Source organism: Aerosticca soli (genome assembly GCF_003967035.1).
In the GTDB taxonomy this organism is placed as follows: domain Bacteria; phylum Pseudomonadota; class Gammaproteobacteria; order Xanthomonadales; family Rhodanobacteraceae; genus Aerosticca; species Aerosticca soli.
This window is the reverse complement of the sequence record NZ_AP018560.1, coordinates 2019310-2042792: the sequence shown is the minus strand read 5'-3', so window position 1 is coordinate 2042792 and position 23483 is coordinate 2019310. Positions and strand designations below refer to the sequence as shown.

23 protein-coding genes are annotated in these 23483 nt (G+C 69.2%); 17 read left to right on the top strand and 6 right to left on the bottom strand.

Annotated elements, in window-relative coordinates:
• The first annotated feature begins 178 nt into the window (after positions 1-178).
• The 14 genes from ALSL_RS09480 (at position 179) to hisIE (ending at position 14218) form a co-directional block, all read left to right on the top strand.
• Positions 179-2494, top strand: coding sequence for a DNA internalization-related competence protein ComEC/Rec2 (locus ALSL_RS09480; protein WP_126538627.1), 2316 nt, complete (start codon positions 179-181; stop codon positions 2492-2494).
• 98 nt (positions 2495-2592) lie between these two features.
• On the top strand, positions 2593-3243 hold the full coding sequence (locus ALSL_RS09475) for a MotA/TolQ/ExbB proton channel family protein (RefSeq protein ID WP_174928838.1): 651 nt from the start codon (positions 2593-2595) through the stop codon (positions 3241-3243).
• A gap of 7 nt (positions 3244-3250) precedes the next feature.
• Entirely contained in the window at positions 3251-3679 is a 429-nt protein-coding gene (locus tag ALSL_RS09470; RefSeq protein WP_126538625.1) for an ExbD/TolR family protein, read from the top strand.
• Positions 3676-5448 (top strand): lipid A export permease/ATP-binding protein MsbA, encoded by a 1773-nt coding sequence (gene msbA / locus ALSL_RS09465; protein ID WP_126538623.1) that lies wholly within the window; start codon positions 3676-3678, stop codon positions 5446-5448. Before ALSL_RS09470 ends, msbA begins: the two co-directional genes overlap by 4 nt.
• Before the next feature lie 9 nt (positions 5449-5457).
• Positions 5458-6447 carry a tetraacyldisaccharide 4'-kinase gene (gene lpxK / locus ALSL_RS09460; protein ID WP_126538621.1) on the top strand — a complete coding sequence of 330 codons (990 nt, stop codon included), beginning with the start codon at positions 5458-5460 and terminating at the stop codon, positions 6445-6447.
• 209 nt (positions 6448-6656) lie between these two features.
• Positions 6657-6992: a YerC/YecD family TrpR-related protein gene (locus tag ALSL_RS09455; protein ID WP_126538619.1), complete on the top strand. Its 336-nt coding sequence runs from the start codon at positions 6657-6659 to the stop codon at positions 6990-6992.
• Positions 6989-7882, top strand: a complete 894-nt coding sequence (gene hisG, locus ALSL_RS09450; protein WP_126538617.1) for an ATP phosphoribosyltransferase — start codon at positions 6989-6991, stop codon at positions 7880-7882. The genes ALSL_RS09455 and hisG overlap by 4 nt, the downstream gene beginning before the upstream one ends.
• A complete protein-coding gene (gene hisD / locus ALSL_RS09445) occupies positions 7879-9195 on the top strand; it encodes a histidinol dehydrogenase (RefSeq protein ID WP_126538615.1) in 1317 nt (438 codons plus the stop codon). The genes hisG and hisD overlap by 4 nt, the downstream gene beginning before the upstream one ends.
• Positions 9192-10358 (top strand): histidinol-phosphate transaminase, encoded by a 1167-nt coding sequence (gene hisC / locus ALSL_RS09440; RefSeq protein ID WP_126538613.1) that lies wholly within the window; start codon positions 9192-9194, stop codon positions 10356-10358. The genes hisD and hisC overlap by 4 nt, the downstream gene beginning before the upstream one ends.
• Entirely contained in the window at positions 10355-11473 is a 1119-nt protein-coding gene (gene hisB / locus ALSL_RS09435; protein ID WP_126538611.1) for a bifunctional histidinol-phosphatase/imidazoleglycerol-phosphate dehydratase HisB, read from the top strand. The genes hisC and hisB overlap by 4 nt, the downstream gene beginning before the upstream one ends.
• Positions 11474-12064, top strand: a complete 591-nt coding sequence (gene hisH, locus ALSL_RS09430; RefSeq protein WP_126538609.1) for an imidazole glycerol phosphate synthase subunit HisH — start codon at positions 11474-11476, stop codon at positions 12062-12064.
• Entirely contained in the window at positions 12061-12801 is a 741-nt protein-coding gene (gene hisA / locus ALSL_RS09425) for a 1-(5-phosphoribosyl)-5-[(5-phosphoribosylamino)methylideneamino]imidazole-4-carboxamide isomerase (protein ID WP_126538607.1), read from the top strand. The genes hisH and hisA overlap by 4 nt, the downstream gene beginning before the upstream one ends.
• On the top strand, positions 12795-13565 hold the full coding sequence (gene hisF / locus ALSL_RS09420; RefSeq protein WP_126538605.1) for an imidazole glycerol phosphate synthase subunit HisF: 771 nt from the start codon (positions 12795-12797) through the stop codon (positions 13563-13565). The genes hisA and hisF overlap by 7 nt, the downstream gene beginning before the upstream one ends.
• A gap of 17 nt (positions 13566-13582) precedes the next feature.
• On the top strand, positions 13583-14218 hold the full coding sequence (gene hisIE, locus ALSL_RS09415; RefSeq protein ID WP_126538603.1) for a bifunctional phosphoribosyl-AMP cyclohydrolase/phosphoribosyl-ATP diphosphatase HisIE: 636 nt from the start codon (positions 13583-13585) through the stop codon (positions 14216-14218).
• A gap of 12 nt (positions 14219-14230) precedes the next feature.
• On the opposite strand, the gene ALSL_RS09410 is transcribed toward hisIE, so the two are convergent.
• From ALSL_RS09410 to ALSL_RS09395, 4 genes are all read right to left on the bottom strand, one after another.
• Positions 14231-15262 (bottom strand): C13 family peptidase, encoded by a 1032-nt coding sequence (locus ALSL_RS09410; protein WP_231700328.1) that lies wholly within the window; start codon positions 15260-15262, stop codon positions 14231-14233.
• Between the two features lie 33 nt (positions 15263-15295).
• Positions 15296-15982 carry an acireductone synthase gene (gene mtnC, locus ALSL_RS09405; protein WP_126538599.1) on the bottom strand — a complete coding sequence of 229 codons (687 nt, stop codon included), beginning with the start codon at positions 15980-15982 and terminating at the stop codon, positions 15296-15298.
• A 286-nt stretch (positions 15983-16268) separates the two neighbouring features.
• Positions 16269-16829 (bottom strand): 1,2-dihydroxy-3-keto-5-methylthiopentene dioxygenase, encoded by a 561-nt coding sequence (locus ALSL_RS09400; protein ID WP_126538597.1) that lies wholly within the window; start codon positions 16827-16829, stop codon positions 16269-16271.
• Positions 16826-17443, bottom strand: a complete 618-nt coding sequence (locus ALSL_RS09395; protein WP_231700203.1) for a methylthioribulose 1-phosphate dehydratase — start codon at positions 17441-17443, stop codon at positions 16826-16828. Before ALSL_RS09395 ends, ALSL_RS09400 begins: the two co-directional genes overlap by 4 nt.
• A gap of 179 nt (positions 17444-17622) precedes the next feature.
• Between ALSL_RS09395 and ALSL_RS09390 the strand changes: the two genes are divergently transcribed.
• Positions 17623-17952, top strand: coding sequence for a high-potential iron-sulfur protein (locus ALSL_RS09390; protein WP_126538593.1), 330 nt, complete (start codon positions 17623-17625; stop codon positions 17950-17952).
• Positions 17953-18515: 563 nt separating this feature from the next.
• The gene (locus ALSL_RS09385; protein ID WP_198410647.1) at positions 18516-19700 is read left to right on the top strand and encodes an OprD family outer membrane porin; all 1185 of its coding nucleotides are present in this window, start codon (positions 18516-18518) and stop codon (positions 19698-19700) included.
• A 26-nt stretch (positions 19701-19726) separates the two neighbouring features.
• On the opposite strand, the gene ALSL_RS09380 is transcribed toward ALSL_RS09385, so the two are convergent.
• Positions 19727-21163, bottom strand: a complete 1437-nt coding sequence (locus ALSL_RS09380) for an amino acid permease (RefSeq protein WP_126540173.1) — start codon at positions 21161-21163, stop codon at positions 19727-19729.
• A gap of 51 nt (positions 21164-21214) precedes the next feature.
• Positions 21215-22699, bottom strand: coding sequence for an amino acid permease (locus ALSL_RS09375; protein ID WP_126538589.1), 1485 nt, complete (start codon positions 22697-22699; stop codon positions 21215-21217).
• Positions 22700-22857: 158 nt separating this feature from the next.
• Between ALSL_RS09375 and ALSL_RS09370 the strand changes: the two genes are divergently transcribed.
• Entirely contained in the window at positions 22858-23394 is a 537-nt protein-coding gene (locus ALSL_RS09370; protein WP_126538587.1) for an NUDIX hydrolase, read from the top strand.
• The last annotated feature ends 89 nt before the right edge of the window (positions 23395-23483 follow it).

The following is a 23483-nucleotide window of genomic DNA, read 5'->3' as shown; positions in this document are numbered from 1 at the left end:
GGGCTGGCAGTGCCGGCGATCGATATGCCGAGAATCCTGGGCAGGAGGGATGCCCGCCCGCCGCGGGCGGTGGCGGCTGTCAGGGCCATGCGGCGGACGCCTACGCTTTCCCCGCCGACGGACCGGGCGGGCCGGATTAGGCTGACTGTCCCAGGGAGGCGGCGAGGCGACGCGAACCATGCCAGGGGTGCGCACCACGGCGATCGCCGTGCTCATCGGGGTGCTCATCGTGCAGACCTGGGCGCGCTTGCCGTCTGGATGGGTGCTTGCCCTGCTCGGGTTGGGTGCCGGCGCATGGGCCTTGCGTGCGCCGCGACCGTGGCTGCGCGTGCCGGCCTTGGCGCTGCTGGCGTGCGCCTGGGCCGCCTGGCGAGGCGGCATCGCCTTCGATGCGCGTCTGCCGCGGGAACTGGAAGGGCGCGACATCGTCGTCACCGGACGGGTGGCGGAACTGGCGCAGGCGCGTGCCGATGCCACTCGGCTGGTGCTCGACGTGGACGCGGCTCATCTCGACGGCGACCCGCTGCCCTTGCGTGGCCGGGTGGAAGTGAGCTGGTACGGGGCCGCGTCCCTGCCGGCACCCTGCAGCCGATGGCGCCTGCTGCTGCGTTTGCGCCGGCCGCGCGGACTGCTCGATCCCGGCGGCCATGACGGCGAGCGCAGCGCGCTCAGCCGTGGCACGGTGGCAGTGGGCTATGTGCGCGAGGATGCCGGCAACGCGCCGCTCGGGGACGCCGGCGGCTTTTGCCTGGACGCCCTGCGCGCGGCGGTCGCCGCGGCCATCGCGCACGCCGTGCCCGACGTCCACGATGCCGCCTTGCTGCGCGCCTTGAGCGTGGGCGATACGCGCGGTCTGGACAATACCGACTGGGCGGTGGCGCGGGCCAACGGCATCGCCCATCTGATCGCCATTTCCGGGTTCCATGTCGGCCTGGCCGGGCTTGCCGGTGCGGGACTCGTCACGCTGCTCTATGCGCTTGCTCCCACGCTCGCCCTGCGGATGCCGCGGCAGCCGGTGCAGGCGCTCGCCGCGCTGGCGGTCGCCGCCGGTTACGGCCTGCTGGCGGGCCTGGCGCTGCCCACGCTGCGTACGGTGTTGATGATCGCGGTGGCCACGCTCGCCCGCTGCGGGCGGCGTCATGCGTCCGGCAGTCAGGCGCTGGCCCTGGCGCTCATGGTCATGCTGGTCGTCGATCCACTGGCGGTGCTCGATGCGGGATTCTGGCTGTCCTTCGTCGGCGTCGCCTTCCTGATGGCCTGCCTGAACGAACGGGGCGCAGGCTGGCGCGGCCTCGTGCACGAGCTCACCGTCGGGCAGTGGCTGATGACGCTTTCACTGCTGCCGCTCAGCCTGTGGTTTTTCGGCGAGGCGTCGCTGGTCGGGGCGCTGTCCAACCTGCTGGCGGTGCCGCTGGTGAGTTTCCTGATCGTGCCGCTGGCGCTGGCCGGGACCGCGGTGCTGCCGGTCTGCCCGCCGCTGGCCGGCCTGTTGTGGCGGGGCGCGGCCTGGCTGGTGCATGGCATGTGGTGGCTGCTGGAGTACCTGGCAGGCTGGCCGGGCGCGCACTGGCACCTGCCGGCCGTCTCGTTGCCGGCGCTGATGCTGGCCACGCTCGGCTCACTCTGGCTGTTCGCGCCGCGCGGCATACCTGCGCGTCCGCTGGGCGCGCTGCTGTTCCTGCCGCTGCTGTGGCCGCCGCGTCCGGCTTTGGCTGACGGCGCTTTCCGCATCTACATGCTGGACGTCGGCCAGGGGCTGTCGGTGGCGGTGGAGACGGCGCACCACGCGCTGCTTTACGACGCGGGTGCGGCCTACCCCTCCGGCTTCGACCTCGGCGCGGCGGTGGTGACGCCGGCGTTGCATGCGCTCGGTATCGATCGGCTGGACGTGCTGATGGTGAGCCACGCCGACAACGATCACGCCGGCGGCGCGGCGGCCGTGGCCGCAGTCTTTCCCGAGGCTACGCGCTGGGCCGGCGAGCCGGCGCGCATGCGCATGCCGACCGGCGCCTGCCGGGCAGGCCAGCACTGGCAATGGGACGGCGTGCGGCTGCGCGTGTTGTGGCCGTCGGCGGAGGCTGCGCCTGTGGCCAAGGGCAACCAGCGTTCCTGCGTGTTGCTGGTCGAAGGCGCCGGCGGTCGGCTGCTGCTCACCGGCGACATCGACCGGCGCGTCGAGCCGGCGGTGGCCGCGGCGGTACCGGCCGGCGATGGCCGCGCGTTGATCCTGCAGGTGCCGCACCACGGCAGCCGCAGCTCTTCCAGCGCGGCGTTCATCGCCGCACTCGAGCCGAGCCTGGCGCTGGTTTCGGCCGGCTGGCGTAACCGTTTCGGGCATCCGCATCCGCTGGTGGTGCAGCGCTATCGCCAGGCCGGTATCGAGCTGCTCGACACCGCGGAAGATGGCGCGCTGGCCGTGGAGGTGCCGCCGGAGGGCGTCCCCCGGGTGCTGCGCCGCTGGCGACCGGACACGCCACGCTACTGGCGTGAATGAGTTCACGCCGCGCCTTGCGTCGGTGCGTCGGAGGAGCAGGGGGCGGCTGTTATCATCAGCTTGTTTTCCGCAATGGTTTTTTCGAGGGGTCATCCCGCGTGCTCGATATCCTGCTTGCCGGTGGCTGGGCGATGGTGCCCATCCTCATTTGCTCGGCAGTCGCCCTGGCGATCGTGCTGGAGCGCTGCTGGACGCTGCGCCGCAAGGCCGTGCTGCCGCCGGGTCTGGGCGAGGAGGTGCGCGCATGGGCGCGCCGCGGCCAGCTCGATCCGGCCCACCTCCAGGCCCTCGCCGAGGGTTCGCCGCTTGGCCAGCTGCTGGCCGCCGCGCTGTCGGTGCGCAACCGTCCGCGCGAGGAAATCAAGGAGCGCATCGAGGACACCGGCCGCCACGTCGTGCATCGCATGGAGCGCTACCTCACCACGCTCGGTACCATCGCGCTGATCGGCCCGCTGCTCGGCCTGCTCGGCACGGTGATCGGCCTGATCCGCATGTTCATGCAGGTGATGGCCGGCGGCATGGCCGACCCGACGCGCATGGCCGGCGGCATCGGCGAGGCGCTGATCTGTACCGCCAGCGGCCTGGTCGTGGCGATTCCGGCCTACGTGCTGCACCGCTATTTCCGCGCCAAGGTGGACGGCTACTGCGTGGAGATGGAGCAGCAGGCCACCTTGCTGCTCGACGAGCTCACCGCCGCCGCGCCGGCGGCGCCGAGGTCGCGGCGGGCGGCCGGCCAGGAAGCGGGCTGAAAAGGCCATGCGCATCGGCAACGACCGCCGCGACGATTTCGAGATCAACGTGGTCTCGCTCATCGACGTGCTGCTGACCCTGCTCATGTTCTTCGTGCTGACCACCACCTTCGTGCAGCACGCCCGGCTCAAGGTGACGCTGCCGCGCGCCAGCGCCGAGGAGCGCGAGCTCAAGGCCGAGGCGCTGACCGTGATGATCGACCGCGACGGCCATTGCTATATCGGCAGCGACGAGGTGCAGGGATCCGGCGTCGAGCCGCTCAAGCAGGCGATCGTGCGGGTCGCGGGCGAGGATCGCGAGCGGCCGGTGGTCATCCGCGCCGATGCGATGACGCCGCACCAGTACGTGGTGACGGCGATGGACGCGCTGGGCCAGCTCGGCTTCACCCGGCTGTCCATCGCCACCACGCCCGAACACGGTGACGGCAAGCCGTGAGCGCGGCCAAGCGCAAACTCGACTGGACGCAGACCTGGCGCGTCTACCGGCGGCTGCTGGGCTATCTCGCGCCCTACCGCTGGGTGGGCGTGGGGACCGTGGTCGGGCTCATCCTCGATGCCCTCGGTCTCACCGTGTTCGTGCAGCTCATCAAGCCGATGATCGACGGCCTGTTCGTCGAGAAGGATCCGCAGACGATCTTCTGGCTGCCGATCGTCATCCTCATCGTGGCGGCGGTGCGTGGCGTGGCCTCGTATGTCTCCGACTACGGCATGGGGCTGCTCGGTCGCGGCGTGGTCAAGGACATCCGCAAGGACGTGTTCGCAAGCTACCTGCGGCTGCCGGTGGCGCACTTCGTCCAAGAGGCGTCCGGCCAGCAGATCTCGCGCATCACCTATACCGCCGACCAGGTCGCCAAGGCCTCCACCTCGGCGTTCAAGTCGATGCTGCAGGACAGCCTGCTGGCGGTGGGCATGGTCGGCACCATGCTCTACAACAGCCCTTATCTGGCGCTCGCCCTGCTGCTGATGGTGCCGAGCATGGTCGGCGTGGTGACCTGGATCAGCCGCCGCTACCGGCGCATGAGCCGGCGCGTGCAGGACACCATGGGCTCGGTGGCCGAGGCGGTGCGCGAGGTGGTCGACGGCCACCGCGAGGTGCGCATCTTCGGTGCCCAGCAGCTCGAACAGCGGCGTTTCGACGAGGTGGCCGAACGCACGGCGAAGTTCAACCTCAAGATCTCCTCCACCGCGGCGCTGTCCAGCGCGCTGGTGCAGACCACCGCGGCGCTGGCGCTGGCCGGCATCGTCTGGCTGGCCACCCGGCCGTGGGAGATCGAGCGCATGACCGCCGGCACCTTCACCGCGGTGATGTTCGCGATGACCGGCCTGATGACCCCGCTCAAGCGCCTGACCAATGTGCAGGGCGACATCCAGCGCGGCGTGGCCGCCGCCGAGGAGTTGTTCGAGGTGATCGACCTGCCGCCCGAGCCCGCCGGCGGCAAGCCGATCGCCGGCCGTTGCCGGGGCGACATCCGCTTCGAGGGCGTCAGCCTGGCCTACACGGGCGCCACCATGCGCGCCCTGCACGACATCGACCTGCATTGCGCACCCGGCACGGTGACCGCGCTGGTCGGCCGCTCCGGCAGCGGCAAAACCAGCCTGGTCAGCCTGCTGCCAAGGTTTGTCGAACCCAGCGAAGGACGCATCCTGCTCGACGGCGAGGATTACCTCGACTTCGAACTTGCCTCGTTGCGTCGGCAGATCGCCTGGGTCGGCCAGCACGTGATGCTGTTCGACGGCACGGTGGCGGAGAACATCGCCTACGGGGAACTGGCCGGCGCGAGCGAGGCCGACATCATCGCCGCGGCCGAGGCGGCCAACGCGATGGAGTTCATCGCCCAGTTGCCGCAGGGCATCCATACCCTCATCGGCGAGGGCGGCAAGCGCCTGTCCGGCGGCCAGCGCCAGCGCATCGCCATCGCCCGCGCCATCCTCAAGAACGCGCCGATCCTGATCCTCGACGAGGCCACCAGCGCGCTCGACACGCATTCGGAGCGGCTGATCCAGCAGGCGCTCAGGACGCTGATGCGCAACCGCACCACACTGGTGGTCGCGCATCGGCTGTCCACCATCGAGGGCGCCGACCAGATCGTGGTGCTGGAGCGGGGACGCATCGTCGAGCGCGGCACGCATGCCGAGCTGCTCGCGCTCGGCGGGCATTACGCCACGCTGCATCGCCTGCAGTTCCACGATCGTCCCGCCGACTGAGTCCACGCGATGGCGCTGGCCGATACGCTGATCGCGGCCTGGTATGGCGATCGCCGGCCGCCGTGGTGGACCTTGCCGCTGGCGGCGTTGTACGGCGCCCTCGTGACGGGTCGGCGCGCACTCTACGCGCGCGGCCTGTGGCGCAGACAGCGGTTACCGGTGCCGGTCGTCGTGGTCGGCAATCTCACCGCCGGCGGCACCGGCAAGACGCCGCTGACACTGGTGCTGACCGACGCACTGCGCGCCCGCGGCTGGCGGCCCGGCGTGGTCAGCCGCGGCTACGGCGGAAGCCGGCGCGGGCCGCTGCTGCTCGACGAACAGGCCGACCCGACCGAGGTCGGCGACGAGCCGTGCCTGATCCACGCACACGGCGTGCCGGTGGCGATCGGCCGCGACCGGCCGGCGGCCGCACGATTGCTGCTCGATGCCGGTTGCGACGTGATCGTCGCCGACGACGGCCTGCAGCACTACCGCCTGGCGCGCGACGTCGAGATCTGCGTGGTCGATGGCATGCGCGGTTTCGGCAATGGCCGCCTGCTGCCGGCCGGGCCGCTGCGCGAACCGGTTTCGCGGTTGCGCACGGTCGATTTCCTCGTCTGCAACGGCGGCGAGCGCGAGGGTATGTGGCCGATGCGCCTGGTGGGCGACGAAGCCGTCAATCTGGCCGCTGCGCGCCGCGTGCCGTTGCGCGACTTCGCCGGCCACAGGGTCCATGCGGTTGCCGCGATCGGCAACCCGCAGCGCTTCTTCGCCGACCTGCGCCGGCAGGGCATCGAGCCGATCGAGCATGCCTTCCCCGATCACCACGCCTTCGCGCCCGAAGAACTCGATTTCGGCGACGGGCTGCCGGTGCTGATGACCGACAAAGACGCGATCAAGTGCCGGCGTTTCGCACGCGCGCATTGGTGGCGCGTGCCGGTGCGCGCGATGCTGCCGCCCACTTTCTTCGCCGCGGTGGCGGCGCGGCTACAGGCCGTGCGCGGCCTTTCAAGGCAGTGACACAGCGTGTGGGTTCCAAGGGAAGCGGGGATTGCCGCGGCATGCGGCGCTGCACCGCGCGTCACGCCGGTGATGGCCGGCGATGATGGCGTTCGGCCGACCGCCACGCCATGCCTCGTCTCCCCGTGTCATTGCCGGCATTCAGACTTGCGCTTGCCCGTCCGCCGGACAATCGGCTATGCTTCATCGTATTAACGCATTAGTACATTATGAAGCGCCGACTGCTCGACCCGGAAACGCCGCTGGAAGACGCCGAACGCGGGCTGTGCGAGGCGTTGCTGTCGCTGCGCAGCGCCGAGGAGATGCAGGCGTTCCTGCACGATCTGTGCACGCCGGCCGAGCTGGAGGCATTGGTCGATCGCTGGCGGGTGGTGCCGTATCTGCTCGATGGGCTGTCCTATCGCGAGATCCACGAGCGCACCGCGGTCAGCATCACCACCATCGGCCGGGTGGCGCGTTACCTCAACCAGGGCCATGGCGGTTACCTCGCCGCCGCTGCCCGCGCCGCGCGCCGTCGCGCGGCCACACGCAAGGCAAGAACATGAATCCACGCGACCGTCTGCGCATCGCCATGCAGAAATCCGGCCGGCTCACCGAGCCCGGGCTCGACCTGCTCAAGCGTTGCGGCCTCACCTTCCGCCAGAGCCGCGACCGGCTGTTCTGCTTCGGCGAGGGCGAGCCGGTGGATCTCTTGCTGGTGCGTGATGACGACATCCCCGGGCTGATCGCGCAGGGCGTGTGCGATCTTGGCATCGTCGGGCGCAACGTGCTCGTCGAATTCTCGCTCACGCAGGGCCGCGAAGCGGCGCCGCTCACCGAATGGCGCGGGCTGGGGTTCGGCCGTTGCCGGCTTGCGATCGCGGTGCCGCAGGGCATGGATTACCGCTCGGTGCGGGATCTGGAAGGCCTGCGCATCGCCACCTCGTATCCCGGCCTGCTCGGTCGCTGGCTTGCCGAGCAGGGCATCGCGGCCGAGGTGGTGACGCTCGCCGGCTCGGTGGAGATCGCCCCGCGCCTGGGCACCGCCGACGTCATCTGCGACCTGGTGCAAAGCGGCGGCACGCTCGCCGCCAACCAGCTCAAGGAGGTCGAGACGGTGCTGGAGAGCGAGGCCGTGCTGGTCGGACCGAGCACGCTGCCGGTGGACGAACGTGGCGACATGCTGGAACTCCTGTTCAAGCGCCTGGACGGCGTGCTGCAGGTGCGCGAGTCGCGGCTGCTGCTGCTGCAGACTCCGCGGCATGCGCTGGAGGAGGTCATCCGGTTGCTGCCCGGCGGTCCGCAGCCCACGGTGTTGCCGGTGGCCGGGCAACCCGACCAGCTGATGCTGCAGGCGCTGTGCGCGGGCGAGGTGAGCTGGCGCCAGCTCGAGGAGATCAAGAAGGCCGGCGCGCGCGAACTGCTGGTCCTGCCGGTGGAGAAGATGCTCGCATGAAACGCATCGACTGGAACACGCTCGACGAGGCCGGACGCGTCGCCGCGCTGGCACGCCCCGCGCAGTCGCGCAGTGCCGAACTCAAGGCTGGCGTCGCCGCGATCATCGACCAGGTGCGCACGCAGGGCGACGCGGCGTTGCGCGCGTTCTGCGCCCGCTACGACGGCGTGACGCTGGACGCGCTCGAAGTCGATGCGGCGGAATTCGCCCAGGCCGAGGCGGTGCTGGATGCCGCGCTCAAGGCGGCGATCCGCGAGGCCGCCGCGCGCATCGAGCATTTCCACCGTGGCGCCGCGCCGCAGGCGGTGGCGGTGGAGACGGCGCCCGGCGTGCGCGTGGAACGCGTGCTGCGGCCGATCGCGCGGGTCGGCCTGTACGTGCCGGCCGGCAGTGCGCCGCTGCCGTCCACTGCCTTGATGCTCGGCGTGCCGGCGCGGCTCGCCGGCTGTCCCGAGACCGTGCTGTGCTCGCCCGCCCGCGCCGATGGACGCTGCGATCCGGCGGTGCTGTATGCCGCCCGCGTCGCCGGTGTGCAGCGGGTGTTCAAGCTCGGCGGTGCGCAGGCGATCGCGGCGATGGCCTACGGTACCGCTTCGGTGCCGCGTTGCGACAAGCTGTTCGGCCCGGGCAATGCCTGGGTCACCGAGGCCAAGCAGCAGGTCGCCGCCGATCCGGATGGCGCGGCCATCGACATGCCGGCCGGGCCGTCGGAAGTGCTGGTGATCGCCGATGCCGACGCCGACCCGGCGTTCGTCGCCGCGGACCTGCTTTCGCAGGCCGAGCATGGCGCCGATTCGCAGGCGATCCTCTTGAGTCCGTCATCGGCGCTGATCGAGCGCGTGGCCGCGGAGGTCGCGCGCCAGTGCGAGGCGCTGCCGCGTCGCGCGATCGCCGCGCAGGCGCTCGCGCAGAGCCGCCTGATCGAGGTGGCCTCGCTGGAGCAGGCGGTCATGGTGAGCAACCGTTACGCGCCCGAGCATCTCATCCTGCAGGTGGCCGCGCCGCGCGCGCTGTTGCCACAGGTGCAAAGCGCCGGCTCGGTGTTCCTGGGCGCGTGGACGCCCGAGGCGGTCGGCGACTACTGCAGCGGCAGCAACCACGTGCTGCCGACCTACGGTTACGCGCGCAGCCACAGCGGCGTGTCGGTGGCGAGTTTCCAGAAGCAGATCACCGTGCAGGAACTAAGCGCCGAGGGCTTGCGCGCGATCGGTCCGTGCACGGCGACGCTGGCCGCCGCCGAGCAGCTCGAGGCGCATCGCCGCGCGGTGAGCCTGCGCCTGGCCGCACTCGAAGCGATGGAGACGCGCGCATGAACGTGCTCGATCTCGCCCGTCCGGACATCCGTGCCCTGCAGCCGTATTCCTCCGCGCGCATGGAGGCCAGCGGCGGCGAGGTGCTGCTCAACGCCAATGAATCGCCGTGCCCGCCGTTCGAGGCCGCCGGAGCGGTCAACCGTTATCCCGATCCGCAACCGGCCGCGCTGGTCGAGGCGCTGGCATCGCTGTACGGCGTGTCCGCCGCGAACGTGCTGGTCGGGCGCGGCAGCGACGAGGCGATCGACCTGCTGGTGCGCGCGTTCTGCCGCGCCGGGCAGGACGCGGTGCTGATCCAGCCGCCGACCTTCGGCATGTACGCGGTGTGCGCGCGCATCCAGGGTGCCGATGTCATCGAGGTGCCGCTCGACGCGCATTTCGCGCTCGACGTGGACGCCGTGCTCGCCGCACTGACGCCGGCGGTCAAGCTGGTCTTCGTGTGCTCGCCGAACAATCCGAGCGGACGCGCAGTGCCGCGCGAGGCCATCGAGCGTCTGGCCCGGGCGCTCGCGGGACGCGCGCTGCTGGTGGTGGACGAGGCCTACGTCGAATTCGCCGAGGCCGGCAGCGTCGTCGATCTGTTGCCGCGCCATCCGCATCTGGCTGTGCTGCGCACGCTGTCCAAGGCATGGGCGCTGGCCGGCGCGCGCGTGGGTGCCTTGCTCGCGGATCCGGCGGTGATCGAGCTGCTGCGCCGGATCATGCCACCCTATCCGCTGCCGACGCCGTGCGTGGAGCTGGCCTTGCGCGCGCTTGCCCCGGAAAGTCGCGCGCAGACCGCCGCGCGCATCGCGCAGATCCGCGCGATGCGTGCCCGCCTCGCGCAGGCGCTGGCCACGCTGCCGGGCGTCACGGCGGTGCTGCCTTCGGAAGCCAATTTCCTCGCCGTGCGGTTTGCCGATGCCGGCGAGGCCTACCGGCGCTTGCGCCAGGCCGGCATCGTCGTGCGTGACGTGCGCCGGTATCCGGGGCTGGGCGATGCGCTGCGCATCAGCATCGGCACGCCGGAGGAAAACGAGCGCGTGCTGGCGGCCCTTGCCTTAGGTCAGGCCACCGGCGATGCGGCCGACTCCTCGAAGCATGCGTCCGCGGCTGACCGCGCGGCCGCCGAGCGGATGACAGTCACCACGGGGTCACCCCGCGCCGAGCGATCACCGTCATGAACGCAACCCGCAAGATCCTGTTCCTCGACCGCGACGGCTGCCTGATCGTCGAGCCGCCCGACGAGCAGATCGACAGCTACGAAAAGCTCGACCTCATGCCCGGCGTCATCGCCGCGCTGCAGCGCTTCGTCGCCGCCGGCTACGAGCTGGTGATGGTCACCAACCAGGATGGCCTCGGCACCGCGAGCTTTCCGGAAGAACATTTCCGCGGCCCGCAGTCGCTGCTGCTGCGCATCCTCGCCTCGCAGGGCATCGTCTTTCGCGAGGTGCTGGTCGATGCCAGCTTCGTCCACGAGGGCAAGGACACCCGCAAGCCCGGCGTCGGCATGCTGCGGCATTACCTGGCCGACGACGGCTGGAGCCGTGCCGATTCGCTGGTGATCGGCGATCGCGACACCGACCTGCAACTGGCCGCCAATCTCGGCGTGCGCGGTCTACGCGTGGGGCCGCAGGGGCTGGACTGGGCCACGCTCGCCCATCGCGTGCTGGACGCGCCGCGCATCGCCACGGTGAGCCGGCGCACCCGCGAGACGCGCGTCGAGGTGTGCGTGGATCTGGACCGCGTCGCGGAGCCGAAGGTGCACACCGGCCTTGCCTTCTTCGACCACATGCTGGAGCAGCTCGGCAAGCACGGCGGCTTCGCGCTCGAACTGCGTTGCGAGGGCGACCTTGCCGTGGACGAGCACCACACGGTCGAGGACAGCGCGCTCGCGCTCGGCCAGGCGTTGCGCCAGGCGCTCGGCGACAAGCGCGGCATCGGCCGCTACGGCTTTGCGTCGGAGTCCCCGCACGCATCGCCGGATGCGGATCGCTACACGGTCACGCTGCCGATGGACGAGACACTGGCGAGCGCGGCGCTCGATCTGTCCGGACGGCCGTATCTCGTGTTCGAAGGCAGCTTCCCGCGTGAGCGCGTGGGCGAGCTGCCGACCGAACTGGTGCCGCATTGCTTCCGCTCGCTGTGCGAGACGCTGGGCGCCAACCTGCATTTGTCGGTGCGCGGCGAGAACGCACACCACATGGTCGAGGGCTGCTTCAAGGCGGTGGCGCGCGCGCTGCGCCAGGCGATCCGCCGCGAGGGCAGCGAGCTGCCCAGCACCAAGGGGGCCTTGTAGATGGCGATCGTATTGGTCGATGCCGGCGGCACCAACATCGGTTCGGTGCGCTACGCGCTGCAACGGCTCGGCGTGGATGCCGAGCTCAGTGCCGATGCGGCGACGATCCGCGCCGCCGACAAGGTGATCCTGCCTGGCGTCGGCGCCGCCGGTCCCGGCATGGCTCGCTTGCGCGAGCTCGGTCTCGTCGAAGTGGTGCGCTCGCTGACCCGGCCGGTGCTCGGCGTGTGCCTGGGCATGCAGCTGCTGTGCGCGCATTCGGAAGAAGGCGACACCGCTTGCCTCGGCCTGATCGACGCGCCGGTGCGGCGCTTCGCCGAGACGCCGGCGCTGCGCGTGCCGCAGATGGGCTGGAACCGCATCGAGGCCACGCGCGCGCATCCGCTCACCGAGGGTCTCGGCGAGGAAGCCTGGGCCTATTTCGTGCACAGTTATGCAGTGCCGGTCGGGCCGTGGACGCTGGCCACCGCCGATTACGGCGGACCGTTCTCGGCGCTCGTCGCGCAGGGCAACTTTCACGGCATGCAGTTCCACCCCGAACGCTCCGCCGCGCTCGGTGCGCGCCTGCTCCAGAGGTTCCTCGCGCTATGAATGCCCCCGGCGATTTCACCGTCATTCCGGCACTCGACCTGCGCGAGGGCAAGGTGGTGCGGCTCGCGCAGGGCGACTATGCGCGCATGACGGTCTATGCGGACGATCCGCTGCCGCTGGCCTCGGGTTATGCCGAGGCCGGCGCGCACTGGCTGCACGTGGTCGACCTGGACGGCGCGCGCGCGGGCCGGCTCGACAATCTCGAAGCGATCGCCGCCATCGCGCGGCTGGGCCTGCGCGTGCAGGCTGGCGGCGGTGTGCGCGCGGAAGATGACCTGCATCGGCTGTTCGATGCCGGCGTCGCGCGCGTGGTGCTGGGCAGCGTGGCGATCCGGTCGCCCGAGACCGTCGCCGCCTGGCTCGAAACCTACGGCAGCGAGCGCATCACCCTCGCGCTCGATACCCGTCGCAGCGGGGACCGCTGGACGCTGCCCAGTGCGGGCTGGACCGCTGCCGAGTCGCGCACGCTGGACGAACTCGCGCCCTGGTACGCAATGCACGGCGCGCGGCATCTGCTGTGCACCGACATCGACCGCGACGGCATGCTCGCCGGCTTCAACCTCGCGCTTTATCGCCACCTTGCGCAGCGGGTGCCGCAGCTCGCCGTGCAGGCTTCCGGCGGCGTGCGTTCGCCCGATGACATCCGTGCCGCGCGGGCTGCCGGCGCGCGCGGCGTCATTCTCGGCCGCGCCCTGCTCGAAGGCCGTTTCACCCTGGCGGAGGCGCTCGCATGCTGAGCCGTCGCATCATTCCGTGCCTGGACGTGCGCCAAGGCAAGGTGGTCAAGGGCGTGCGTTTCCGCGACCACGTGGTGATGGGCGAGATCGTCGAGCTCGCCCTGCGCTACCGCGACGAGGGCGCCGACGAGCTGGTGTTCTACGACATCACCGCAAGCCCCGAAGGGCGCAGCGTCGAGCGCGCCTGGGTGGAGCGCGTCGCGCGCGTGATCGACATCCCGTTCTGCGTGGCCGGCGGCATCCGCTCGGTGGAAGAAGCGCGCGCGGTGCTGCATGCCGGTGCCGACAAGATCTCGATCAACTCGCCGGCGCTGGAACGCCCTTCGCTCATCGACGAGCTGGCCGAAGCCTTTGGCGTGCAGTGCGTGGTGGTCGGCATCGACAGCCTGCGCGACGCGGACGGGGAGTGGCGGGTGCGCCAGTACACCGGCGATCCGTCGCGCACCCGCGCGCTCGCGCGGCGCACGCTGGACTGGGTGGCCGAGGTGCAGCGCCGCGGCGCCGGCGAGATCGTGCTCAACTGCATGGGCAGCGACGGCGTGCGCCAGGGCTATGACCTCGAACAGCTTGCCGCGGTGCGCGCGATCTGCCGCGTGCCGCTGGTCGCCTCCGGCGGCGCCGGCGCGCCCGAGCATTTTCGCGCCGCCTTCCTCGATGCCGATGTCGATGGCGCGCTGGCCGCCAGCGTGTTCCATGCCGGCCTCATCGCCATTCCCGAACTCAAACGCTACCTGCGCGCGCAGGGCGTGATCATGCGCCCGTGACGATGAAGGATGCCGCCATGAACACGACGCCAGCGAACACGGACGCGACGCCCACACCCGACTGGGCCAAGGGCGGCGGCCTCTTGCCCGCTATCGTCCAGCACTGGCGCAGCGGCGAGGTGCTGATGCTGGGCTACATGAATGCCGAGGCGCTGGCCCGCACGCTCGACAGCGGCAAGGTCACCTTCTGGAGCCGCAGCAAGGAGCGGTTGTGGACCAAGGGCGAGACCTCCGGCCACGTGCTGGTCTTCAAGTCCCTGCGGCTCGATTGCGATGCCGATGCCTTGCTGGTGCAGGCCGAGCCGCACGGGCCGACCTGCCACACCGGCACCACGAGCTGCTTCGGCGCGGATGCGCGGCCGCCGCTCGGCTTTCTGGCCGAGCTCGACGCATTGATCGCGCGTCGCCACGCCGAGCGCCCCGCGGGCAGCTACACCACGCGCTTGTTCGAGGGCGGCACTCGCCGCATCGCGCAGAAGGTCGGCGAGGAGGGCGTGGAAGCCGCGCTCGCCGGTGTCGCCGAGGATGACGCCGCGCTGCTCGGCGAGGCGGCCGATCTCCTGTTCCATCTTGCCGTGCTGCTGCGCGCGCGCGGACTGTCGCTGGCCGACGCGGTGCGCGTACTCGCCGCACGGCACAAGCCGGCTGAATGATGGCCTCTTAGCTCAGCGCGACGCGCCGGCCCGTGTCATCCGCAGCGGAGCCGGCGCGAAGGGCAGGGGCGCGCCGTTCGCCGCGGCCCGGCGCCACTGCGCGAGCTGATCGGCGATGCCCGCGCCGATGGCGATCTGCGGCTCGGACGGCGTGAGGTTTTGCTGGCGTTCCCAGCCGGCGATCTCGGCCTGCGCCTGATGGAAAGCGGCGATGAAGTCGTTGCTGCGGTTCAACGCATCGATGAGCCAGGCGCGGCCGAAGTAGGTCACGTCCGCGTCGCTGCCGCATCCGAACGAGCTGCGGTCGGCGCGCGCGGCGGTGAGTACCAGCGTGCCCGGCCCACGCAGGGCGGGGATGAAACCGCCGCTGTAGCAGGCGTTGACCACCACCACTTTCCAGCGGAACGGGCGTTTGCGCAGCATGCCCGCAAGCCCGTCGGCGTCGAGCTGGTCGAGCGGCAGCGGGTCCAGGTCCACCAGCAGGGTGTGATCCTCGCTGCCGTGACTGGTGAGATAGAGCACCAGGATGTCCTGCGCCGGGTCCATCGTCCGCGCCAAGCCGTCCAGCGCCGCTTCCAGATTGCTCCAGCTCGCCAGTGGCCGCCGCTCCAGGGTGGCCGGGTGATTCTCCAGCACGAGCGCGTGGGCGGTAGAACCGAAGCGGCGCACGAACAGTCGCGCGGCATATTCGGCCTCGTTGCGGAACACGTCCTCGGCGCCGTCACCGGCGAAGGCGACGAGATAGAGATTGGGCTTGCCGGGCACGCGCGGCCCCAGACTGGCCAGCGCCTCGTCGAGCAGGCCGGGCTGGGCGTAGATCACCTGTTCGGGGGTCGGCGCATCCTCGGGCCAGGCATCGGTCTCGCCCGTATCGGCATCGCTCGCCGTCGTGCTCGCACTGGCCGGTGCGGCGGTCGCCGAAGTTGCGGCGACCGCCGGCGGGCCGTTGACCGAAAGCGCAGGGTGTCGCGCCTCCCGCTGCCAGGCGAGCGTCAGCAGCACGCCGGCGGCAAAGGCGGCGAGGGCGATCGTCGGTGTGCGCAGAGACATCGGCAAGGCGTGCGGCGAGACGTTCGATCAAAGCGCGATGGCGTCGAAGCTCGCGTAGACCGGATGGCGTGGCGCCGTCGGCGGTGACTGCGGCGGCCGCACCAGCCAGCCGGTGCGCAGACCCGCGGCGGCAGCGGCGTCGAGTTCCTCCACCACGTCGGACAGGAACAGGATGCGCGCGGCGGGCTCGCCGATCGCCTCGGCGATGCGCGCATAGGACGCAGGCTCGCGCTTGGGGCCGGTCTCGGTATCGAAATAGCCGCTGAAGAGCGGCGTCAGGTCGCCGGCCTCGCTGTGGAGGAAGAACAACTGCTGCGCCGGCACCGAGCCGGAGGAATACACGTACAACCTGATGCCCGCCGCATGCCAGGCGCGCAATGTGGCCGGCACGTCCGGATAGATGTGGGTGCGAAAGGCGCCGGCCGCATAGCCTTCCGCCCAGATCATGCCCTGCAGCGCTTTCAGCGCGGTGGACTTGCGGTCTTCATCGATCCAGCGCAGCAGCAGCTCGATCACTTCCTGCCGCGAGGCCTCGACATAGCCGGCTTCCTTGGCCGCCTCGCTCAGCCAGTGCTGCACCTCGGGCTGGTCGGCGTGGGTTTCCACGAAGGCGGGCAGGTGCTGGCGCGCATAGGGAAACAAGACGTCCTTGACGAAGGAGATCGCACTGGTGGTGCCTTCGATGTCGGTGACGATGGCGGCGATGGTGGTCATGGCGATGATGTGGAAAAGCGGCGGCCCAGTTTAAGGAAATGCTGGAAATGCCGCCCGTTGGATTTTTCAGCGCGCGGCGGTGCGGTACACGCCCGCGCCGCGCTCCAGGCATCGGCGGATGCCTTGCTGCCTGCTGGGCAGGCGAGCCGAATGGATCGGCGCTTGCCTAATCGACCAGGCCGTCCGCAGCGCCGGAACGGGACGATGGCGGCTGCCTTTTGAAGGGGTGCAAGGCGCCCATGCCCGCACACACGCAAAAGGCCGCGGCCACGATGCGTGTCCCCGCTCAGTGCGTCGCGGCGAGCGGTTCCATGCGCGGAAAACGTTCGGCGATGTCGGCACCGGTGAAGCGCGCGACCCAGCCGTCCGCGTTGGTAAACAGGCGGATGGCGACGAACGACGGCACTTCGCCCATGTCGAACCAGTGGCGGGTGCCGTCGGGCACGCCGATCAGGTCGCCCTGCTCGCACAAGACCTCGTAGATGCCATCGTCCAGATGCAGCGTGAACAGCCCTGCGCCGGCGACGAAGAAGCGCACCTCGTCCTCGCTGTGGGTATGTTCGCTCAGGAATTTCTGCCGCAGCGCGGCGCGGTCCGGATGGTCCGGGGCGATGCTGATCACGTCGACCGAGCGGTAGCCTTCCTCATCCATCAGCCGCTGGATGTCGGCGCGATAGGCGGCGATGACTTCCTCCGGCGCGGCGCCCGGCGCGATCGGCTGACTGGCCTCCCAGCGCTCGAAGCGCACGCCGACACGGGCGAGCGCGCGGGCGATGTCCTCATGCACGGTGTGGACCGTCCGCGGGGTCTCGGGCCGGGTCTCGTCGAAGATGCGCAGGCGGCTCATGTGGAAAGTCTCCTCAAATCGAGTTCGCAGCCGAGCAGGAAATCCAGCGCCTCCAGGTGACGGCGCGCCTCGGCCATGTCGCGGCCCCAGGCATACAGGCCGTGTCCGTCGATCAGATAGGCATGCAGTGGCCGGCCATCATCGAGCCAGGCGGCGACGCGTGATTCGAGCTCGGGCATGTGCTGGGTATTGGGGAATACCGGAATCTCGAGCACGCTGTCATGCGAGTGGAAGCCGGTGATGGCCTTCTGCAGTTCCCAGCCGGCCAGCCGCACCACGCCCTCGCGCGCGAACAGGCGCGAGGCCACGCTCTGCGCGCGTGAATGGGTATGCAGCACCGCGTTCACCTGCGGCCACAGTCGATAGAGCTGGGTATGCAGGCCGGTTTCGGCACTCGGCCGGGCCGTGCTGCCGACGGGGCGCCCCTGCAAATCGACCAGCATGACATCGTCCGGACCGAGCCGGCTCTTGTCGCGTCCGGAGATGGTGATGGCGGCATGCCCGTCGTCCACGCGCATGGAGAAGTTGCCGCTGGTCGCCGGCATCCAGCCGCGTGCGGCCAATTCGCGGGCGTGCTCGGCAATGGCCTGCGCGCAACTTGAAAAATCGCTCATGGAGAAGGCCTGGGTGGGCGCACGCGGCATGGCCTAATAGACGTCCAAACGATTGCTGACTATAGCATGCGCGTGGTGCCGGCTAATGCGATTCATTCGCGCCTCGCCTTTTGGCTTGGGCGTAACATCCGCGCCAGGTGCCGGCCTTGGCCGGTATGTCTGTCACGAGGAGATTGCCCATGTCGAACGAGAAAGACATCGAATCGCGTCGCCGCTTCCTTAAGATCGCCGCCGGAACCACGGCCGCGGCGCTCGTCGTCGGCAGCCTGCCGCGCTTCGCCCGTGCGGCCGATCTGCCGCATCTGGCCGAGACCGATCCCACCGCCAAGGCCCTGGGTTATGTCGAGGATGCTTCCAAGACGACCAATCCCAAGCACAAGGCCGGTGACACTTGTTCGAACTGCCAGTTCTACGGCGGCGGTGCGAGCTATGGTCCCTGTCAGCTGTTCCCCGGCAAGGCCGTGAGCGCGAAGGGTTGGTGCGTCTCGCACACGCCGAAGAAAGCCTGAGCCAGGCGCGCTTCGCCTCTGCCCAAAGGCCGGCCCCTGTGCCGGCCTTTTTGCTGTCCGGCCTTGAACGCACATAGGGCAGCCCGTGCGCGTCAGGCCGGGAGCTGACCTGCCTGGCGCGCCGGGCGGCGGTCCGTGGCCACTGCCAAGTGCTATCCACGGACCGGGGATGATACCCCAGCCGGCGGGGCCCGTCGCAATGGGCGCTGCGGGTCACCATCACATATATCATTGATTTTAAAAATAATTTTTTAGATCCGGCATTGGCCGTGCCCTGAAGGGTCACGCCGGATGGCCCGCCGTGACGTCACGCCGACGCTCCATCGGCCGATTTCACCGGGATTTCGGCCATGCCCAATCCGCTCACAAAAAATCCCGGACGCATTCTTCAAACTGCAACGCTGGAAGAGGCAGGGGCTTTCGAGCCCCATGTGTCGTGACACGGAACATGCCTCAGCGGTGAGTCAGTTGGACAGCCAATGAAGAAGCAGTTGTGTGTGCTTGCATGCGGGATGTGGGTCGCCGGGCTCCATGCCAATGATCAGGTCCATGCCCGCGGGTTCTTGCCGGACAGTCATCTGGATCTTTCCTTCCGCAACGCCTACATGGACCGTGATCACGGCTATCTGGGCGAGAAGGCCGAATGGGGCCAGACGGCCAATGCGCGATTCGTTTCCGGATACACCCAGGGCGCGGTCGGCCTTGGCGTGGATGCCTTCGTGCTGTCTGCGGTGAATCTCGACCGCAGTGCGCATCAGGCGGGCGATCCGGGCATCGATTTTTTTAAGCCCGATGCGCAGGGCCGGCCCGCTCACGATCTCCTGCGTACGGGTGTCGCGGTCAAGGCGCGCGTTTCCAGCACGGTGATCACCTACGGCGATCAGATGCCGCGCCTGCCGGTGCTGAGCGCCGACACCACGCGTCTGCTTCCGGAAAGCTACACCGGCGTGCTGGTGACTTCGCAGGAAGTGGACGGACTCGTGCTGCATGCGGGCCGTTTCACCCGCGAGGCGCGCAAAAGTGCGGACGGACGGGACAGCGGTGGCCTGGGCCGGATCGACGTACTAGGCGGCAGCTACGCCTTCAACGAGCAGCTCACCGCCTCGCTCTACGCTTCCGAAAACAAGAACGTCGCCGCCAAGCGTTTCGCGCGCATCAAATACGTGCTGCCGCTACAGGATGCGCGCAGTCTCACTTTCAATCTGAACGGCTACAGGACCCGCTTGAACAAGGCTTTCGCCGTCAGAAACTTCGATGGCGGCCGCGACAACACGATCTGGAGCGTGTCCGCCAACTATGTCGTCGGCGCGCATGGCTTCCTGCTCGCCCACCAGCGCAGCAGTGGCGACACCGGCTATCACTACGGCTGGTACCAGAATGCGGGCGGACTGGGGGACGGCGGCGCCACGATCTGGCTTGCCAATTCCTACTGGTCGGACTTCGATGGCGAGGACGAGCGCTCTTGGCAGGCGCGCTACAGCGTCGATCTGGGCAAGTACGGCCTGACGGGCTTGAGCTATCTCATTGCCTACGTCACCGGCAGCGACATCAAGACCGCGCAAACCGACCACGGCCACGAGCACGAGGTCTTCAACCAGCTGAGATACATCGTGCAGAGCGGCCCGGCCAAGGGACTGGCCTTCAAGTTGCGCGCCTCATGGCTGCACGTGTCCGGCGATGCCCACGCGTATTTCAAGGGCGGCAAGGAAGTGCGCGTGTTCGTCGATTATCCGCTGCAGGCCTTCTGAACGACCTGCCGCGTTCGCGCGGTGGTTCAGCCGTGCAGATAGCTGTGCCGCCGGCCATAGCCGAAATAGATACCGAAGCCGATCGCCGTCCAGACCAGCATCAGCAGCCAGTTGAACCAGGCCATGAACCCGAGCAGGGCCAGGCAGCTCAGCACACCGGCGGGACAGATCGCCCACGCCCAGGGCACTCTGAAGCCGCGGTGCAGCTGCGGCGCGGTGTAGCGCAGGATCAGCACGCCGGCGCACACCGCGACGAAGGCGATCAGCGTGCCCATCGAGGTGAGATCGGCCAGCAGGTCGAGCGGGAAGACCGCCGCCAGCAGCGCGATGCCGGCTCCGGTGACCAGCGTGTTGAGGTGTGGCGTGCGATAGCGCGGGTGGACGCGGCTGAACACCGGCGGCAGCAGCCCATCGCGCGCCATGATCATGAAGATGCGCGGCTGGGCGATGATCATGACCAGGATCACCGACGACAGGCCGATCATCGCGCCGATCTCCACCACCAGCCGCAGCCAGCCGAGCTGCGGATAAGGACGGATCGCGGTGACCACCGGCTCGCTGGTGCCGAGCTGGTCGTAGCGGGTGAGCCCGGTCAGCACCGCGGCCATGGCGAGATAAAGCACGGTGCAGATCACCAGCGAGAGCAGGATGCCGAAAGGCAGATCGCGCTGCGGGTTCTTGCATTCCTGCGCCGCGGTCGACGTGGCCTCGAAGCCGATGTAGGCGAAGAACACCATCGCCGCGCCGCGCATGATGCCCGACCAGCCGTACTTGCCCGGGCCTTCATTGGGCGGGATGAACGGATGCCAGTTGGCCGGATTGATGTAGCGGTAGCCGGCCACCACCACGATCACGATCAGACCGACCTTGAGCGCGACCATCAGCACGTTGAGTCCCGAGGACTCGCGGATGCCGACGTAGCAGAGCGCGGTCAGCGCGAGCACGATCGCCACCGCCGGCAGATTGAACAGGTGCCCGGTGGCGACCAGATGCCCGTCGGTGAAGGCCAGCGGCGCCTCGGTCAGCGCCTTGGGCAGATGGACGCCGACATGATCCAGCAGGCTGGTGAAATAGCCGGTCCAGCTTGCCGCCACCGCCGAGGCGGAGATGCCGTATTCGAGCACCATGTTCCAGCCGATGAACCATGCCGCGAGTTCGCCCAGGGTGGCGTAGGCGTACGAATACGAGCTGCCTGAGACCGGGATGAGCGTGGCAAATTCGGCATAGCACAGCGCGGTGAAACCGCTGCAGATGGCCGCCAGCACGAAGGAGATCAAGACCGCGGGCCCGGCGTGCTCGGCGGCGGCCTGGCCGGTAACCACGAAGATGCCGGTGCCGATCACGGCGCCGATGCCGAGCGCGGTGATGCCCCAGGGACCCAAGGTGCGGCGCAGTGCCGGACCGTGGCTCGGATCGTCGATGGCGGAAAAATCGGTCTTGCGCGCGATGAGCTGCTTGAGCATGGACATCCCGATCAGCGATCCGTCGTGACTTTGAAACCTGGCGGAAGCGCGCTAAACCGGTTCGGTGCCGTTGGCCAGATGGCTCTTGCGGTGGCCGTAGAGGAAATACACAACCAGGCCGATCGCCGCCCATGCGAAGAACACGACGATCGTCTTCAGCGACAGGTTGAGGAACAGCAGCAGGCAACCGAGCACCGCCAGCGGGCAGACCAGCCAGGCCAGTGGCGTGCGGAAGGACCGCGGCCGGTCGGGCTGGGTGACGCGCAGCACCAGCACGCCGGCGGCCACCATCATGAAGGCGAACAGCGTGCCCGAATTGGTGACGTCCGCCAGCGCGCCGACCGGAAACAGCGCGCCGAACAGCGACACGAACAGGCCGGTGATGAGCGTGATCACGTAGGGCGTATGGAAGCGCGGATGGATCGCCGTCAGCCGGCCGGGCAGCAGCCCGTCGCGGGCCATGGTGAAGAAGATCCGCGTCTGTCCGTAGGTCATGGTGAGGATCACCGAGGGCAGGGCGATGCTCGCCGCCGCGCCGACCAGGTCGCCCCAGCGGTTGTGACCCAGCAGGCGCAGTGCATGGGCCAGCGCCTCCTTGCTGCAGACCAGGGCGTCGGAACCCTTGCAGGCCGCGGCCATCGCCGGCGTGCCCGGCTGCAGCGGCGCGCCGTCGCTGCCGACCACGGGCTGCGCGCCGACGGCGCCGATCGCGCCGTAGCTCACCAGCAGGTAATACACCGTGCAGACGCCGAGCGAGCCGATCAGGCCGATCGGGATGTTGCGATTGGGGTTGCGGGTTTCCTCGGCGGCGGTGGAAACCGCATCGAAGCCGACATAGGCGAAGAAGATCGACGCCGCCGCGCCGAGCACGCCGATGCCGCCCATCGGGCTGCCCCAGCCGTTGGGCACGAACGGGTGGAAGTTGGCCTCCTGCACGCGCGGCAGCGCGAGCACGATGAACACCGTCAGCGCGATGACTTTGACCAGCACCAGGAAGGTGTTGACCATCGCCGACTTGGAGGTGCCTAAGACCAGCAGCAGCGTGATCACCACGCCGATCAGGAAGGCGAGCAGGTTGAACGAGCCGCCATCCAGGGGGCCGGCGCGCAGGAACTCGGGCAGGCCCAGGCCGTGACTGGCGAGCAGGCCATTCATGTACCCCGACCAGCCCACGCACACCGTGCTCGCGGCGATGGTGTATTCCAGCACCAGCGCCCAGCCGACCACCCAGGCCGGGCCTTCGCCCATCACGCCGTAGGTGTAGGTGTAGGCCGAGCCGGCCACCGGCACCATCGAGGCCAGCTCCGCGTAGGCCAGGGCGGCCAGCGCGCACACCACCGCGGCGATCACGAACGAGATCATCATGCCCGGCCCGGCCTTCTGCCCGGCCTCGGCGGTAAGCACGAAGATGCCGGTGCCGATGATCGCGCCGATACCCAGGAAGGTGAGCTGGATCGGCCCGAGCTGACGCTTGAGCGCCTTCTTTTCGGCAGTGGCGAGGATGAGATCGAGCGGCTTGACGCGCTTGAAGAGCATGCGGTGATTACCCCGTGGATGGCCGCCGCGTTTCGCTCTGCAGGAGCTTTCGAGGAAAGGCAGGCAGCGATTGGGGCAACCTTAGCCGAGCATGGAAAGGGCGACAAGCGCCGTGCGCCGTTACCATGCACTGCATCTTGCATGGTGCGCCGCACGAAATGTCTGCCTCTTACGACTTGCTGGATGCGTTGCAACGTCACCGCGACGAGGACCCCGGCGCGGTCGAGACATTCATCGCCTTCTTCGCCTCATCGCCGGCAGTCTTCGAGCGCACGCACGCGGCCGGACATTTCACCGGTTCGGCCTGGGTGGTGAGCGCCGACGGCAGGCGCACACTCCTCACCCACCACCGCAAACTCGACCGCTGGTTGCAGCCCGGCGGCCATGCCGACGGCGAGCGCGACTTGAGCTGCGTGGCGTTGCGCGAGGCCTGCGAGGAAACCGGTCTGGGCGGGCTGCGCGTCGAGGAGGCCATCTTCGATCTGGACCGTCATTTCATTCCCGCCCGCGGCCTCGAGCCCGGTCACTGGCATTACGACGTGCGCTACGTGGTGCGCGCCGGCCGCGACGAGGACTTCACCGTGAGCGAGGAATCGCACGCGCTGGCCTGGGTGCCGGTGCGCAGCCTCGTCGACGATCCGCACGTGGATGCCTCCCTGCGCCGCATGGCGCGCAAGTGGCTGGCGCGCGGCTGAGCGGTCCGGCCGTGGCTGAAGGTGTTTTTTAGCGACGGACACCCGGGCGCGGGCCGCGTCCGGTCTGCGTCGCGGCGCAAGAAGGGGCA

Coding starts and splice junctions, on each gene's coding strand:
- ALSL_RS09480 (WP_126538627.1), top strand. CDS start 179: ATGCCAGGGGTGCGCACCACGGCGATCGCCGTGCTCATCGGGGTGCTC.
- ALSL_RS09470 (WP_126538625.1), top strand. CDS start 3,251: ATGCGCATCGGCAACGACCGCCGCGACGATTTCGAGATCAACGTGGTC.
- lpxK (WP_126538621.1), top strand. CDS start 5,458: ATGGCGCTGGCCGATACGCTGATCGCGGCCTGGTATGGCGATCGCCGG.
- ALSL_RS09455 (WP_126538619.1), top strand. CDS start 6,657: ATGAAGCGCCGACTGCTCGACCCGGAAACGCCGCTGGAAGACGCCGAA.
- hisG (WP_126538617.1), top strand. CDS start 6,989: ATGAATCCACGCGACCGTCTGCGCATCGCCATGCAGAAATCCGGCCGG.
- hisD (WP_126538615.1), top strand. CDS start 7,879: ATGAAACGCATCGACTGGAACACGCTCGACGAGGCCGGACGCGTCGCC.
- hisC (WP_126538613.1), top strand. CDS start 9,192: ATGAACGTGCTCGATCTCGCCCGTCCGGACATCCGTGCCCTGCAGCCG.
- hisB (WP_126538611.1), top strand. CDS start 10,355: ATGAACGCAACCCGCAAGATCCTGTTCCTCGACCGCGACGGCTGCCTG.
- hisH (WP_126538609.1), top strand. CDS start 11,474: ATGGCGATCGTATTGGTCGATGCCGGCGGCACCAACATCGGTTCGGTG.
- hisA (WP_126538607.1), top strand. CDS start 12,061: ATGAATGCCCCCGGCGATTTCACCGTCATTCCGGCACTCGACCTGCGC.
- hisF (WP_126538605.1), top strand. CDS start 12,795: ATGCTGAGCCGTCGCATCATTCCGTGCCTGGACGTGCGCCAAGGCAAG.
- hisIE (WP_126538603.1), top strand. CDS start 13,583: ATGAACACGACGCCAGCGAACACGGACGCGACGCCCACACCCGACTGG.
- mtnC (WP_126538599.1), bottom strand. CDS start 15,982: ATGACCACCATCGCCGCCATCGTCACCGACATCGAAGGCACCACCAGT.
- ALSL_RS09400 (WP_126538597.1), bottom strand. CDS start 16,829: ATGAGCCGCCTGCGCATCTTCGACGAGACCCGGCCCGAGACCCCGCGG.
- ALSL_RS09395 (WP_231700203.1), bottom strand. CDS start 17,443: ATGAGCGATTTTTCAAGTTGCGCGCAGGCCATTGCCGAGCACGCCCGC.
- ALSL_RS09390 (WP_126538593.1), top strand. CDS start 17,623: ATGTCGAACGAGAAAGACATCGAATCGCGTCGCCGCTTCCTTAAGATC.
- ALSL_RS09380 (WP_126540173.1), bottom strand. CDS start 21,163: ATGCTCAAGCAGCTCATCGCGCGCAAGACCGATTTTTCCGCCATCGAC.
- ALSL_RS09375 (WP_126538589.1), bottom strand. CDS start 22,699: ATGCTCTTCAAGCGCGTCAAGCCGCTCGATCTCATCCTCGCCACTGCC.
- ALSL_RS09370 (WP_126538587.1), top strand. CDS start 22,858: ATGTCTGCCTCTTACGACTTGCTGGATGCGTTGCAACGTCACCGCGAC.